Source organism: Rhodopseudomonas palustris BisB18, assembly GCF_000013745.1.
Classification (GTDB): Bacteria; Pseudomonadota; Alphaproteobacteria; order Rhizobiales; family Xanthobacteraceae; genus Rhodopseudomonas_A; species Rhodopseudomonas_A palustris_F.
Genome location: NC_007925.1, coordinates 85,669 through 99,559 on the forward strand (window position 1 = coordinate 85,669; position 13,891 = coordinate 99,559).

Below are 13,891 nucleotides of genomic sequence, written 5' to 3' on the forward strand. Positions count from 1 at the left end.
GACGGGGTTAGCGCGTCATTCATTGATGGCTTTTTCGGTCAGGCCTTCAGGATGACGGCGCGCGGCTTGCGTCAAGCGCTTCAGGCGACGCGCCTCGCGCGCCATCCATCGCCATGCAAATTGTCAAACAGCCACGTCCGATAACGATCAGCCCACGCGCCATCGTTCTCGCGCAACGCCTTGCGCGAGGGGAGCTGTTAGTTTCCCCCTCGCCAGGTGAGGGGGACGGAGCGCCGCAAGGCGCAACCGTGATTGAGTGGCGCTGCCCGGCGCTGCTCGCAAGCAGCGCTGAGCCGCGCACGCCTTGCGGCGCTCCATCGCGGGATTTGTCGACCCCAGGACCGTGCTTCCGGGGACAGGCGCGATGCACTCCGCACCGCCGATCCGGCGGGCTTTCCCCCGCCTTCACCTGTCCCGCGTCCAGCCAACCAGCAAGTGGCAGAGCCCCGTAGTAGGCCCGGACGGCGACCCGGGGCGTCCCGGGCTTGCGGGTGCGAACCGCGCGCGCAGGACACCGCATCCTTGCTCCGCCTCATGAGCGCCCTCGAGAAGCGCCCCTCGTGAGCGAGGACGGGGTGATACTAAGCGACGGCGCAGAAGCGGGGATTGCTATCCGCGGATTTTTTTTGCGAGCGGCTGACCTCGCCGGCATCGGCACAGGGCTGCTACACACGCATCGTCATCCTGAGCAACCCGGCGGAGCGCAGCGAAGCCGGCGTCTCGAAGGATGGTTGCCGGCCGGAGGAGTCCATGACTCGGGGCCGCATCCTTGCTGCGGCGGCGAGGCGATGAGTTCGCCGCGACGCCCTCACCAGCCGAACACCCGCCAGATGATGCCGACCACCGCGCCGGCCCACAGCAGCAACGCGGCGACGGTCTGCACCGCGAAGCCGGCGCCGCGCTTGTTGGCCGCCTCGGCGTAGCCGACCATGTAGATGATGCGGCCGACGATCCATACCACGCCGAGCGCCGCGGCGAAGCCGTCGCTGAGATAGATCGCGAACAGCCACAGCGAGGGCAGCAAGATCGGCATCCATTCCAGGGTGTTCATCTGCACCCGGAACACCCGCTCGAAATCCGGGTGCCCGGTGGTCGCCGGCGCCTTGACGTCATAGGTGACGCGCGCCCGGCTGACTTGAACCGAGGTGTAGAAGTAGAACATCACGGCCAGACAGGTGACGATCGCGGTGAAGTGAAACATGGCAAGTACTCCCTGACGTTTGTTCGTGACGCCGTTTCGACTGATTGTTCCGCGGCCGCGTACGCCGCCGACAGTTTGACCTCAATAGCCCGTCATCTCAAGATAACCGACGCCGGCGTGACTGCCGCGGAGCGCGATCGGCCCCTCCCAATAGGGAAAGCTGGTGCCCATCCAGCTCTGCGCGTTCAGCGGCGTGGTGTCGATCGCAAGCCCGCGCGGCGCGATCGCGATCCGCCACGAGGTCGGCAGTTGGCGCTTGCCGATCTGCGTCAAGCCGGTCGGGGTAATGGCGATCGCGTCGGGCGCAAGCTGCACCGATTGGCCGTCGGTGCCGATCCAGTTGCCGGCGAAATAATTCGCGCCGTCGCTCTGCCGCAGCCGGAACAGCATCACCTTGTCGCCGCTGTCGAGATGCAGCGAGAACCAGTCCCAGCCGGTCTGGTCGGAGGCCAGCGGCTGGCTCGACCATTCGCGGTCCATCCACGCTTGGCCGTTGACTTCGACCGCGTTGCCGTCGAGCGTGATGCTGCCGGTCGCTGCAAAATACGGTTGGCTGTAGTAATACGACGCCTGGCCGCGCTCGGATTTCTTGCTGTAGCCGTTGTCGCCCTGCAGCACCAAGGGCTGTGGCGCGGCGAGCCGCAGCGCGTAGCTGAAATCCGCGCCCGATGCGGTGAGGTCGAGCGGCGACAGTGTCGCCGGCGCCATCGCCTCCCCGCCTTGCATCTGCCAATTGTCGATCCAGGCGCGGAACGGCGTGGCGGTGACGCCGGCCTGGCCGATGCCGCCGCGGGCAAAGCGCTCGGCGCTGCGGTGCGTATCAGCGCGGGTCAGGGCGGCATGCGCCATCCAGATCTGCTGATTGGCCCAGCCCTCCTGCTGCGCGCCCGGCCGCATCGCCTGCCGGAACAAGGTCCACTGCACGCCATAGGCTTGGCCTGCTGCGTCCTGCAAATTCGCGGTGAGGTACCACCACTCGATGCGAAACTCCGCATGCGCGCCATGATCGAGCGGAAAGCTCAGTTGGCGTCCCGGCAGCACAGGCGCAAATTCGCCGGCGTCGCGGCCGAGCCCGGCAAAGCCTTGCGCGCGTGCATTGCCGCCGAGCGCCAGCAGCGCCATGCCGGCTGTGAACCCGCGGCGCGAAAGGCCGACGCTATCGCTCATCGGCAAACACCTTCACGAGTTCTGCCGGCTGCATCCGCAGCAGTTTCAGGATCGGCAGCAGTGCTGCGAGCAACGCCGCCAGCATCGCGATACCGAGCAATTGCACGAGCTGTTCGGGAAACACCTGGAACGGCAGCCGCCAGCCGAACGCCTTGACGTTCACCACCGCGATCAGGCACCAGGCGACCACCAACCCGAGCGGCAGCGCCAGCAGCGCGGTGATCAGCGCCACCGACAGCGTCTTCATCAGTTCGATCAGCGCGAGTTTCCGACGCGTAATGCCGATCGCCCATAACGGTGCCAGCTGCGGCAGCCGCGACTGGCTCAGCGTCAGGAGGCTAGTCAACAGCGCCACGCCTGCGATGCCGAGCGTGAAGGCGTTCAGCGCGTTGGTCACCGCGAAGGTGCGGTTGAAGATTTTTCGCGATTCCGCCTTCAGCGCGGTCTGGTCGGCGAGGCTGCGATTATCCAGCGCGAATTTTTCCCGCAATGCCGTGACCAGCGCCGGCACCGCGGCGGGCGTCACGCGCAGGCCGAATCTCGTCTGCGCGATGCCGGGGAAATGCGCCACCAAAGGCGCGATGGCGACGCCGAGCTGGCCGCGCGGATTGCCATAGTCGGCATAGATCGCCGCCACGTCGAGCGGCCAAGGGCCTTGCGGCGTCGGCACCTGCACGCGATCGCCGAGCTTGAGCTTGAGCCGCCGCGCGAGCTGTTCGCTGACCAGCGCCGCCTCGCCGCGCGCAACAAGGTCCCAGGCATTGGCGGTCGATTCCAGCAGCGGCCATTGCTCGCGATAGGTGGCGTGGTCGGCAAAGCCGATCAGTTCGATCGGCCAGCCGCCGAGCTGCGCCTCGGCGCGGCTGCCGGGCAGCAGTGCCTGCACCTCGGGGCGATCCCGTAGCCAAGCCTTGATCTCGCCCGCCTGGGCGTCGCTCGCGGCGTTGAGATAGACCTCGGCGGCGAGCCTGCCGTCGAGCCAGCCGGTGAAGGTCTTGCTGAAGCTCTGCACCATGGTGCCGACGCCGACATTGACCGCGAGCGCCAGCAGCAGCGCCATCAGCGCCAGCGACAGCCCGGAGAGTTGCAGCCGGCTGTCGGCCCAGAACCATTTACTCAGCGGTTTTCGCGCGGCGCGCTCGCTGATCAGCAGCACCAATCCCAGCACCGCCGGCAGCGCCAAGGCCGCGCCGAGCAGGATCGCCGCCAGCACCGCAAAGCCCGCCACTAGCGAATCGCCGAGCAGCAAACAGCCGAGGCCGCCAGCGAATACCAAGAGCGCCAGCGCGCCCTGCACGACGAGCGCGGTCTGCTGCGCCTGCTGCCAGGCGTAAGGCTGCGCCGCCGCCAACACCGGCAGCCGGATCGCTTTCAACAGGCTGGCGGATGCGGCACCCAGCGCGCCGATCACGCTGATCGCAATGCCGGCCGCCCACCATTGCGGGCGCAAACTCAATTGGCCGGGAATCTGCGCGCCGTACAGCCCGCGCAGGCTGGCGGCGACGTCGGGCAGCAGCGTCGCGGCGATGAAGTAACCGCACACCAGACCGATCAATCCGGCGAGCAGCGCCAGCGCCACCAATTCGACGATCAGCACGCTATTGAGCTGAAAGGCCGAGACGCCGCAGGCGCGCAGCGTGCGCAGCATCGGCCGGCGCTGCTCGAAGGCGAGGCCAATGGCCGAATTGACGATGAACAGCCCGACCAGGAACGACAATAGCCCGAACGCGGTGAGGTTGAGGTGGAAACTGTCGGTCAGCCGCTCCAGATCGGTCTCGGCATCGGGCTCGACCAGCCGCAGCGTATCGCCGGCGACGCTCGCCAGCGGCGCGCGCGGGCCGAGATCGCGTTGGCCGAGCAGCAGCCGCGAGATCTTGTCCGGCATGTTGAGGAGACGCTGCGCCACGCCGATGTCGACCACCAGCAGGCCCGGCACCAGTTCATTCTGCGGCGTCAACGGCGGCAGCGTCGCGCCGCTATTGGTCTGCGGGGTGTCGCCGGCCGCGGCCTTGAGTTCGGCCAAAGTGTCCGGCGCGATCAGCGCCTGCCCCGGCGGCGATAGGAATCCTTGCAGGCCCGAGGTGCCGATCGCCGGCGCGGCGCTGGCCTCGATCGGCAGCGACAGCGGCTCGACGCCGAGCAGCCGCAATGATCGGCCGCCGATCTGGATACGGCCTTCCACGAGCGGCGACACCGGCCAGCCGGCGCGGCGCAGATCGACGAAGATGTGCTGCGCCAGGGTCTCGCCGTCGCGGCCGACCAGCGTGGCGGTGCGGGCGCCGCCGAGCGCGGAGGCGGCGCGATCATAGCTGACCCGGGCCTGCTGGTTCAGCGCCTGCACACCGCTCCACAACGCGGTCGCGGAAATCAGCCCGACCAGCAGGGTGGCGAGCTGCAGCGGATGCCTTCGCCAATGGCTGAGCAGCACCGCCAGAACCCACAGCGCGCGTTTCACGCGATCAGCCCGGCATGCAGATGCACCTGGCGATCGAGCATGGCGGCGAGTCGCGCACTATGCGTCACCATCAGGAAGCCGCAGCCGGTGCGGCTGACCAGGTCGCGCGCAAGCGACATCACCTCGTCGGCGGTGGCCTCGTCGAGATTGCCGGTCGGTTCATCCGCGAGCAGCAAGAGCGGCTTCACCGCCAACGCCCGGCCGATCGCGACGCGCTGCTGCTGGCCGCCGGAGAGTTGCTCCGGATAGCGCTTCAGCAGGCTACCCAGCCCGAGCCGCTCGACCAGTTCGGCCTGCCACACCGCGTCATGGCGGCCGGCGATGCGCGATTGAAATGCCAGATTGTCGGCGACGCTGAGGCTCGGGATCAGGTTGAATTGCTGGAACACCAGGCCCAGCCGGTCGCGGCGGAACGCGGCGCGGCCGGTGTCGGAGAGTTGCGAGATCAGCGTGTCGCCGAACCGCACCGCGCCGGCGTCGGCGGCGTCGAGGCCCGCGATCAGATGCAGCAGCGTGCTCTTGCCGCTGCCGGATTCCCCGGTCAGCGCCACGCTCTCGCCGGCCGCGACATCAAGATCGACGCCGCGCAGCACGCTGACGCGGTCTTGCCCGGAGCGATAGGATTTCGCCAGCGCGCGCACGCTCAGCATCAGCGAGACGATGGGGGGCTTGCCGTGCATCACGGCCGCGACGGGCGAGCAGTCATCGGGAGCTTTCCTGCAATAATGGTCCGTTTCATATTGGGTTCGGCGCGCGGCATCGCAACTCGCACAGTTCCGCAAGATCGCCGCTCCCGATGCCCAGCGCCGCTTTGCCGCCTTGAACGCGGCGGCGGTTTCGCGCACTCATCGCAACATGGCCGATCCGCGTGCTCCGATGCCGCCATTGCGGGTACTGCTGTCGGAAGGCGGCAGCACCTCGGCGCGTGAGGCAATCACCGTCCTTGGTCTCGCCGGGCATCACGTCGAGATCTGCGATCCGTCGCCGCGCTGCCTCGGGCGGTTCTCGCGGTTCGTCGCCAAATACCACCGCTGTCCCGGTCTCGGCCGCGATCCGGCCGGTTATCTCCGCTTCATCGAGGGGCTGCTGGCGCAGGAAGAATTCGACGTGCTGCTGCCGATCCACGAGCAGGGCCTGTTGTTCGCCAAGGTGGCGCCGCGGCTGCAGGGCCTGACCGCGCTGGCGCTGCCAAGCTTCGAGGCCTATCGCACCGCGATCAGCAAGGCCGGCTTCAGCCGGTTGCTCGACGAATTGCAGCTGCCGCAACCCTCGACACGCCTGGTGACTTCAGCGGAACAAGTGCGCGCCGAAGCCCGCGCGCCATGCGTGATCAAGACCGCGATCGGCACCGCCAGCCGCGGCGTCTGGCTGGTCCGCGACGCGGATCAGCTCGAGGACGCGCTGCGCGAGCTCGCCGCGATCGACGGCTTCGCCGACGAGGTGCTGCTGCAGGAGTTCATCGAAGGCGCGATCGAACACGCCCAGGCGGTGTTTGCGCATGGCGAATTGCTGGCGATGCATGCCGCTCGGCGGATCGCCGAGGGCGCCGGCGGCGGCGCCGCGATCAAACAGAGCGTGCGTCGCGACGGCGTCTGGGCCGATCTCGCCCGAATCGGGCGGGCGTTGGAGTGGCACGGCGCGCTGTCGGTGGATTACATCCTGCCGTCCGATGACGCTTCCCCGCGCTATATCGACTGCAACCCGCGGCTGGTCGAGCCGATGGGTGCCAAGCTCGCCGGGCTCGATCTGCTCGAGCTGTTGCTCAAGGTGTCGCTGGGACAGCATCCGCCCGCGGCCGCCGAAAGCCAGGCCGGGATGCGGACGCACCTGGCGATGCAGGCGTTGCTCGGTTGCGCGCGGGATGGCGGCAGCCGCGGCGATCTATTTCGGGAATGCGGCGACCTGCTGCGGCGACGCGGTCGCTATGCCGAGAGCCGCGAGGAGCTGACACCGGTGCGGTCGGATTGGCTGAGCGCGGTGCCGCTGACGTTGACCGCGGCGTTGCTGCTGCTGGCGCCGTCGCTTGCCGGGCCGCTCGCCGCCAAGGGATGGGGCGATCACCTGCTCGATGCCGGCGCGGTGCGCCGGATCGACGGCGAGGAGATCGGCTAGCGCCGCCGATGAAGAGGGTCTAGAGGTCGCGCTGTTCGTCGTCGCGGTCGGGTTCCGGCGCGCAAATGTCGCCGGCGCCGTAGATATCGTCGTCCTCGGTCGGGCGCGGCGGCACTTTCTTGGTGTCAGGCTTCGGCGGTTTGGGTTTTTCCGTCTTCGGCCTGATTGCCATCAGTCCAAACATGATTAAATGGTCCTGTCTCACCCGGAGCGACAACCGGCTTTGCCTGGTCAACGTTCCGTGAACCTCAAATGTAACCTCTCTTGCCGTGCATCCCACCCCGGATTGGGCAGATCTTACCTGCATTTTCCGCCGGATAGCTGATAAGCAAGGCCCCTCCTGCGACAGATTCGCAAGATCTACTGGAGTCACAATGAAGAAGCCGAAACTTGAACTCGACGAGCCGCAGCCCAAGAAAATCATTCGTGCCGACAAGGCGCCGACCGAGGGCTATTCGCTGGTGGTCGACGGCCATTTCAAATCGCATCACGATACCGTCGAAGCCGCCGAAGAGGCCGGCATGGCGCTGAAGAACCGCTATCAGATGCTGCAGATCCAAGTCTACGACGCGGCCACCAAGACCCGCTCGATGATCGAGTGGCCGGCGCCGGTCTGAGCCGCGGGCCAGTCTGGCGCGCTATGCCTGGCCGCAGGGCCGGAGCAACGCGCTTCAAGCGTCCAGCCTGTCATCCCGGGGCGCGAGCAGCGTAAGCTGCGAGTGAACCCGGGATCCAGTATTCACCGCCCTGGGATACGAGATCCCGGACTTGCTCGTTGTTCGAACTCGCAATCCGGAATGACGGCGGCATTTGGGTTGGTTGCTTCAATCCAGGACGAAATCTGGAACGCCACCAGCACAAAAGACCTCATCGCTGCCCGTCTGCGGTCAGGTGCGGCGGCCGCCGTTGACCTGACTGGCCAGCCATTCGCCGAGCGCCGGGGTCTTCGCCGACGAGGTCTTGCCGGATTTCGCGCCGGGCTTTGCCGCGCTGCGGGTCTTCTTCGCCACCACCGTGCGCGCCGGTTCGGCGGCCTCGCGGGCCAGCCGCAGCGCCTTCAGCCGGGCCATATTGTCGATCACCGCCTTGGTCGCGGCATCGCGGTCGGTCTTGCCCGACTTGCCCTCGTCGGCCACCTTGGCGGCCTTGTTGAAACGCGCTTCCGCGCGGTCGCGATCGTCTTTTGTCATATCAGGTCGATTTCTTCTTCTTCGCTTTGGTTGGTTTCGCCTCCGGCGGATTGGCAAGGTCGGCGGCCTCCTTCGCCAGCCGGATCGCCCGTAAATTGGCGGTCCGCTTGCGAATGGCGATGTCGGCGGCGGCAATCTCGGCCATCGCCTTGACGCCTTCGGCATCCTGGTTGCGCTTCCTGGTCTGGCGAATCTCTTTCAACTCGATGGCAGATTTGGGTTCGTCGTTCATCGATATCCTCAAATCCGGGGGAATGGAGCGCGGCAAAGCCGTCGCTCGCGTGTCCTAACATGAAGCGGCGCGCGATGCGATCAGGGAACCGGGCCGGAATCGGCAGAAATCGGCGTGAACGGCCGCTGCGAGGCCGATTCGCCCCGCGGGTAACTCGCAGCGTCGCGGGCCTCGCCACAACGAAACCCCGGCCGTCGTCGGGCGGCCGGGGTTCCAGAGATGTTCGCGCTGTGGGACCGCCGCGCGGTTCAAGCCGCTCGGCCGCCGACAACCGACGCTAATTGGTCAAACGAACGCCGGCAAAAACGCCGATGCCGGGCTGCAGGAAGCCCACCGGCACCTCGTAGGTTTTGTCGAACAGATTGTCGATGCGACCGAACACCGTGACGTGCTGGTCGATCGTGTAATTGGCGGCGAGGTTGACGGTGGTGAAGGCCGGGGCGTCGAGCAGCGCGGTGCCGAACCGGTCGTAGTCGAGCCACGAACTGGTATGAACGATCGAGGCCGAGACCATCGCGCGCTCGATCGGGTTCCAGATCGCCGCGAGTGTCACCTTATTGTCGGGGCGACGCCGCAGCCGCTGCCCGGTTTTTTCGTCGCGGGTCTGCGTGTAGGTGTAATCGGCGCGAAACCGCAGGGTTTCGGTCGCCTGCAGCGCGACGAAGGATTCCACCCCGTAAGTCTTGGCGAGGCCGACGTTGTCATAGGTCCATTGGCCGGACACGACGGAGTTCTCAATCAGATTCTCGATCTCGTTATTGAAGTAGGTGGCGCCGAAACTGACGCGGTTGTGGAACAGCGGCTGCTCGAATCCGACGTCGAAACCCTTGCTGGTCTCCGGCCGCAACGCCGGATTGGCAATCGTATAGGGCGTGTTGACGTAAAGCTGCATCAGCGTCGGCGCCTTGAAGCCGGTGCCGTAAGTCGCCTTCAGCTTGGTCTCGGTCAGCGGCAGAATGAACGTCGGCGCCACCCGCCAAGTGGTGTGCCCGCCGAAACTGTCGTTGTCGTCGTAGCGGACGTTGGAGACCAGGAAGAAGTTGTTGGTGAAGGCCGATTGCAATTCGACGAAGCCGGCGCTGTCGCCGGTGCTGGCCGTCGTCATGCTCTGCTGGTAATTGCCGAGCAGATCGTATCCGCCGACCGAATCGGTGTGAATTTTGTCGTCCTGGCGTTCGGCCCCGAGCACGATCTTTTGTCCATAGCCCGCATCGACCACGCCGTTCCAATCGACCTTGGTCCGCTCGCCGCGGTAGAACGTCGCCGGACCGACCCCATAGCTCGTGTAGCTGATCGGATAATCCGGATTGGGATTGTTGGTGCGATTCCACAGGTTGGAATAGCTGACGCCGAGCGTGCTCTTGAACCGGCCATCCAGCGGCGACCAGACGGCTTCGCTACGGGTCAGCAGATCGCGGCTGGCCGTGGTGCTCTGCAGCACTTCGGGAAACGAGTTCGGCCAGTGGGACGAATCGTCCCCCGTGAAACCCTTATGCGCATCGGTGTAGCGGCCGACGAAGTTGAAGGCGAGATCGTCGCTGGCCTGGAGGCCGAGCTTGGTCGAGTAGCTCAGGTTGTCGTAGATGTCGTTGTTTCGCTTCTGGCCCGGCGCGAGCAGATCGAGCGGCGTCACCGCCACCTCGGTCGAGCGATAATGCGCGACGTTGAAGGCGTAATCGAAATTGCCGTCGGAGCCGGCGGCGCGGGCCGTCTGATTGAACGTGCCGAACGACCCGCCCTCCACCATGCCGGTCAGCTTGGCCGGCCCCTGCCCGCGCTTGGTGGTGATCGAAATCACGCCGCCGATCGCGTCGGAGCCGTAGAGGCCGCTTTGCGGTCCGCGCAGCACTTCGATGCGTTCGATGTCCGCCGTCAAAAGATTGGCAAAATCATAAGCGCCGCTCGGCTTGCTGGGATCGCCGGCATCGATGCCGTCGATCAGCACCTTGACGTGGTTGGAGTTGGTGCCGCGCATGAAGACCGACGTCAAACCGCCCGAGCCGCCGGTGCGCACCACGTTCAACCCCGGAACCATGGTCAGCGCGTCGCCGACCGTGCGCCGCTGGTCGCGTTCGATGTCGGCTGCGGAAATCACGGTCACCGAGCTGGCGATCTGGTCGACCGGGGTCGCGAGGCCGGTGGGACTGACCACGATGGTCGGCAGCGTGGTGGACTGCTGTTGCGCCTGGGCAACTCCCGTGGCGAGCGACAGCATCGGCATCAGACAGCTACTCGCCAGCATGGCGTGAAAACGCCGGTGCGGCCGCGATGCGGCGTGGAAACGGGAAGACATGGGTGGAAACCTCGGATCAGACTCTGTGGCACGTCACAGCGACCCAAAGCCTCACCCTCCGCAGCGCGGATCGATGAAGCCAATGTCTGCACCCCCCGGCCGACATCGTCGCGTGTGACCACGATTGACGGCAGGTCTCCTGGCTCGCGGGTCGGAACCTTTCGTCGCCTTCCCAGGACCGAGTTTCCCAGTGGCATCAGACGAAAGACTAACCGCTTACAGTTGCGGGGGCAGCCGCGGCATTGGGCTTGCTCCAACCGAGAGCCGTCCCGCACCGCATTCCCTTTTGATCCCCCAGAGGGGAACCGTCGCGATCATCTAGGAGCGGGCTTGTTGCCAAGTCAATCCGACATTGCGGCGACGTCGCGGTTCCTGCCGCGGCGTTGCAGAAATGTGCGGGCGCGGCTTGTTCCTGATCGCAGGGCCTGTAAGAGCATCGTCGACGGCGCAATGCGAGGACCCGACGTGACCGAAGGCGCGCAACACACAGCGACGATGGAGACCGCGGCGGCGCGTCCGCGCGGCTTGGTCACGCTGGCGCTCTTGCTGATCGTCGGCTTGCTGATGCTGGCCTCGCTGGGGATCGGGCCGGTGCGGCTGTCGCCGCTGACCGTGTTGGGCGCGCTGTTCGGCGGCGGCGGCGAAATCGAGCAGGTGATCGTGCAGCAGATCCGGCTGCCCCGCGCGATCCTCGGCCTCGCCATCGGCGGCATTCTCGGACTGTCCGGCGCGGCGCTGCAAGGCCTGCTGCGCAATCCGTTGGCTTCGCCGTCGTTGTTCGGCGCGCCGCAGGCCGCGGCGTTCGGCGCGGTGCTGATGATCGCGCTGGGGCTTGCCGACGTGCGCTCCTACGCGCTGCCGGCGGCGGCGATCCTCGCTTCCTTCATCTCGGTATTCGCGCTGTTGGCGGTGGCCGGCCGCAACGCCGGCATGCTGTTGCTGATTCTCGCCGGGCTGGCGATTTCGAGTCTGGCGGGTGCCGCCACCGTGCTGGTGATGAATCTCGCCAGCAATCCCTATGTGGCGCTGGAGATCGCGTTCTGGATGCTGGGCTCGCTGGAAGACCGCAGCTTCCGCCACGTCATGCTGGCGCTGCCGTTCATCATCGCCGCCGCGCTGATCCTGCTCAGCCAGCGCCACGCCTTCCGCGCGCTCAGCCTCGGCGAGGAGACCGCGCAAAGCCTCGGCGTCGACGTCGGCCGGTTGCGGCTGTTGGTGATCGTCGGCGTGGCGCTCGGCGTCGGCGCCGGCGTCGCGGTCGCCGGCACCATCGGCTTCATCGGCCTGGTGGCGCCGCATCTGATGCGGCCGTTGGTCGGCCATGATCCGGCGCGGCTGATGCTGCCGAGCGCGCTGACCGGCGCAGCCTTGCTGCTTGCCGCCGATATCGCGGTGCGGATCATTCCGTCCTCGAGCGACATCAAGGTCGGGGTGCTGACCTCGCTGATCGGTGTACCGTTCTTCCTCTATCTGATCGTGCGCGAACGCCGCTCGCTCGGCGGAGGCATCGGATGAACGAGACCGCGTTCTTGCAAGCCCGCGGGCTCGGCGTCGACCTCGGCGGCCGCGCCGTGCTGCGCGACGTCTCGCTGGCGTTGGCGCCAAAACACCTGGTGGCGCTGGTCGGGCCGAACGGCGCCGGCAAGACCACGCTGCTCCGCGCGCTGGCAGGCTTGCTGCCGTCGACCGGCGAGATTGCGGTCGGCGGTGAACGGTTGTCGGCGCTGTCGCTGCGCGAGCGGGCTTTGCGTTTTGCCTATCTGCCGCAGGGCCATGTGGTGCACTGGCCGCTGCCGGCGCGCGACATCGTGGCGCTCGGGCGCTATCCGCACGGCGCCACCGATCCGTCGCGGCTGGCGCCGACCGACGACGCCGCGGTGCGCCGCGCGATGCTGGCGACCGACACGATTGCGCTGGCCGAGCGCCGCGTCACCGAATTGTCCGGCGGCGAACGCAGCCGGGTGGCGCTGGCGCGGGTGCTGGCGGTAGAAGCCCCGGTGCTGCTCGCCGACGAGCCGACCGCCTCGCTCGATCCGCGCTATCAGCTCGACGTCATGCAGTATCTGCGCGACGCCGCCGACAGCGGCACGCTGGTGATCGTGGTGACCCACGACCTCGGGCTCGCCGCGCGTTTCGCCGACAGCGTGCTGGTGCTGGCCGATGGCCGGTTGGCGGCGCAGGGCGCCCCGGCGGAGGCGCTCACCGATCAGGTGATGACCGAGGTGTTCCGGGTCAGCGCCTATCGCGCGCAGCACCAAAGCGAAGCGGTGATCGTGCCGTGGGACGCCGCGTGACCCGCCGCGCCATGCTGGCCGCGCTGGCGCTGCTCGGCGCGATCGGGACGGCCGTGGCGCAGCCTTTGCCGCGAATCGCCTCGACCAATGTCTGCACCGATCAGCTGTTGATAACGCTGGCTGACCCGAACCAGATCATCGGACTGAGCCCGTATTCCCGAGATCCGGCGCAGTCCTACGCCGCAGCCGAGGCGCAGCGCTATCGGCTGTTGTCCGGCGGCGCCGAAGACATTCTGATGCTGAAGCCCGACGCGGTGGTGTCCGGGCAATACGACAAGCGCGCCACCCGCGAGCTGTTGCGGCAGCAGGGCGTGCGCGTGGTCGAGTTCGACGTGCTGCCGCAATCGCTGGGCGCCATCAAGCAACAGATCCGCGCCATGGCGGAGCTGGTCGGCCATCCCGATCGCGCAGCGGCCGCCATCGCACGGCTCGACGCCGCGATCGGTCGGGCGCGCGCCGCGGCGCAGCGGCCGATCCGGGTGCTGCCGCTGTGGCGCCGCGGCTGGGTGTCGGGCGCAGGCAGCCTGATCAGCCTGTTGTTCGCCGAGACCGGCCTTATCAACGCCGCCGCCGATCTCGGCATCGCCTCAGGCGGCTTCGCCTCGCTGGAGGCGATCATCGCCGCCCGGCCGGATATTCTCTTGGTTTCCGACGGCGGCGATTTCGCCGAGGACGAAGGCACCGCGCTGTTGCTGCATCCGGCGCTGGAGCAGTTCTACCCGCCGTCGAAACGGATCGTGCTGCCCGAACGGCTGACGGTGTGCGGCGGGGTGATGCTGGCCGACGCCTTGGATCTGTTGGTAGCGGAATTGGCCCGCATCGAGCGCTGAGACAGCGAGACTAAGCGGCTCTGCGCTGCGGCTTGCTACGGCCTCGGCGCCTGCGATCCGCGTTGTCCTCTCAGCGTCATGGCCGGGCTTGTCCCGGCCATCCACGGAACAACCAAG

The 13,891-nt window shown here is 67.0% G+C and carries 13 protein-coding genes and 1 riboswitch; of the genes, 5 read left to right on the forward strand and 8 right to left on the reverse strand.

The window, feature by feature from the left end; genetic code table 11:
• Positions 1-808 precede the first annotated feature (808 nt).
• The 4 genes from RPC_RS00405 to RPC_RS00420 all read right to left on the reverse strand — a co-directional run bounded on the left by RPC_RS00405 (position 809) and on the right by RPC_RS00420 (position 5,473).
• A complete protein-coding gene (locus RPC_RS00405; protein ID WP_011470564.1) occupies positions 809-1,201 on the reverse strand; it encodes an MAPEG family protein in 393 nt (130 codons plus the stop codon).
• Between the two features lie 81 nt (positions 1,202-1,282).
• Entirely contained in the window at positions 1,283-2,368 is a 1,086-nt protein-coding gene (locus tag RPC_RS00410) for a lipocalin-like domain-containing protein (RefSeq protein ID WP_041801217.1), read from the reverse strand.
• A complete protein-coding gene (locus RPC_RS00415) occupies positions 2,358-4,823 on the reverse strand; it encodes an ABC transporter permease (RefSeq protein ID WP_011470566.1) in 2,466 nt (821 codons plus the stop codon). The genes RPC_RS00410 and RPC_RS00415 overlap by 11 nt, the downstream gene beginning before the upstream one ends.
• On the reverse strand, positions 4,820-5,473 hold the full coding sequence (locus RPC_RS00420; protein WP_011470567.1) for an ABC transporter ATP-binding protein: 654 nt from the start codon (positions 5,471-5,473) through the stop codon (positions 4,820-4,822). Before RPC_RS00420 ends, RPC_RS00415 begins: the two co-directional genes overlap by 4 nt.
• Before the next feature lie 205 nt (positions 5,474-5,678).
• Here RPC_RS00420 and RPC_RS00425 point away from each other — a divergent pair, with 205 nt between their 5' ends.
• A complete protein-coding gene (locus tag RPC_RS00425) occupies positions 5,679-6,935 on the forward strand; it encodes an ATP-grasp domain-containing protein (RefSeq protein WP_011470568.1) in 1,257 nt (418 codons plus the stop codon).
• Between the two features lie 19 nt (positions 6,936-6,954).
• Here the strand turns inward: RPC_RS00425 and RPC_RS25850 are convergent, their stop codons facing one another.
• Positions 6,955-7,119, reverse strand: a complete 165-nt coding sequence (locus RPC_RS25850) for a hypothetical protein (RefSeq protein WP_157043104.1) — start codon at positions 7,117-7,119, stop codon at positions 6,955-6,957.
• 190 nt (positions 7,120-7,309) lie between these two features.
• Between RPC_RS25850 and RPC_RS00430 the strand changes: the two genes are divergently transcribed.
• Positions 7,310-7,552, forward strand: a complete 243-nt coding sequence (locus RPC_RS00430) for a hypothetical protein (protein ID WP_011470569.1) — start codon at positions 7,310-7,312, stop codon at positions 7,550-7,552.
• Positions 7,553-7,822: 270 nt separating this feature from the next.
• Here the strand turns inward: RPC_RS00430 and RPC_RS00435 are convergent, their stop codons facing one another.
• From RPC_RS00435 to RPC_RS00445, 3 genes are all read right to left on the reverse strand, one after another.
• Entirely contained in the window at positions 7,823-8,125 is a 303-nt protein-coding gene (locus RPC_RS00435) for a hypothetical protein (RefSeq protein ID WP_041801219.1), read from the reverse strand.
• Between the two features lies 1 nt (position 8,126).
• On the reverse strand, positions 8,127-8,357 hold the full coding sequence (locus RPC_RS00440; RefSeq protein WP_049766035.1) for a hypothetical protein: 231 nt from the start codon (positions 8,355-8,357) through the stop codon (positions 8,127-8,129).
• A gap of 277 nt (positions 8,358-8,634) precedes the next feature.
• Positions 8,635-10,650, reverse strand: coding sequence for a TonB-dependent receptor plug domain-containing protein (locus tag RPC_RS00445; RefSeq protein ID WP_011470571.1), 2,016 nt, complete (start codon positions 10,648-10,650; stop codon positions 8,635-8,637).
• Between the two features lie 111 nt (positions 10,651-10,761).
• A riboswitch (cobalamin riboswitch) is annotated at positions 10,762-10,975 on the reverse strand.
• A 170-nt stretch (positions 10,976-11,145) separates the two neighbouring features.
• Here RPC_RS00445 and RPC_RS00450 point away from each other — a divergent pair.
• From RPC_RS00450 to RPC_RS00460, 3 genes are read left to right on the forward strand one after another with little or no spacing between them, the layout of a single operon-like run.
• Positions 11,146-12,165, forward strand: coding sequence for a FecCD family ABC transporter permease (locus RPC_RS00450; protein WP_041802265.1), 1,020 nt, complete (start codon positions 11,146-11,148; stop codon positions 12,163-12,165).
• The gene (locus RPC_RS00455) at positions 12,162-12,944 is read left to right on the forward strand and encodes an ABC transporter ATP-binding protein (protein ID WP_011470573.1); all 783 of its coding nucleotides are present in this window, start codon (positions 12,162-12,164) and stop codon (positions 12,942-12,944) included. The genes RPC_RS00450 and RPC_RS00455 overlap by 4 nt, the downstream gene beginning before the upstream one ends.
• Positions 12,945-12,955: 11 nt before the next feature.
• Positions 12,956-13,774 carry an ABC transporter substrate-binding protein gene (locus RPC_RS00460; protein ID WP_011470574.1) on the forward strand — a complete coding sequence of 273 codons (819 nt, stop codon included), beginning with the start codon at positions 12,956-12,958 and terminating at the stop codon, positions 13,772-13,774.
• The last annotated feature ends 117 nt before the right edge of the window (positions 13,775-13,891 follow it).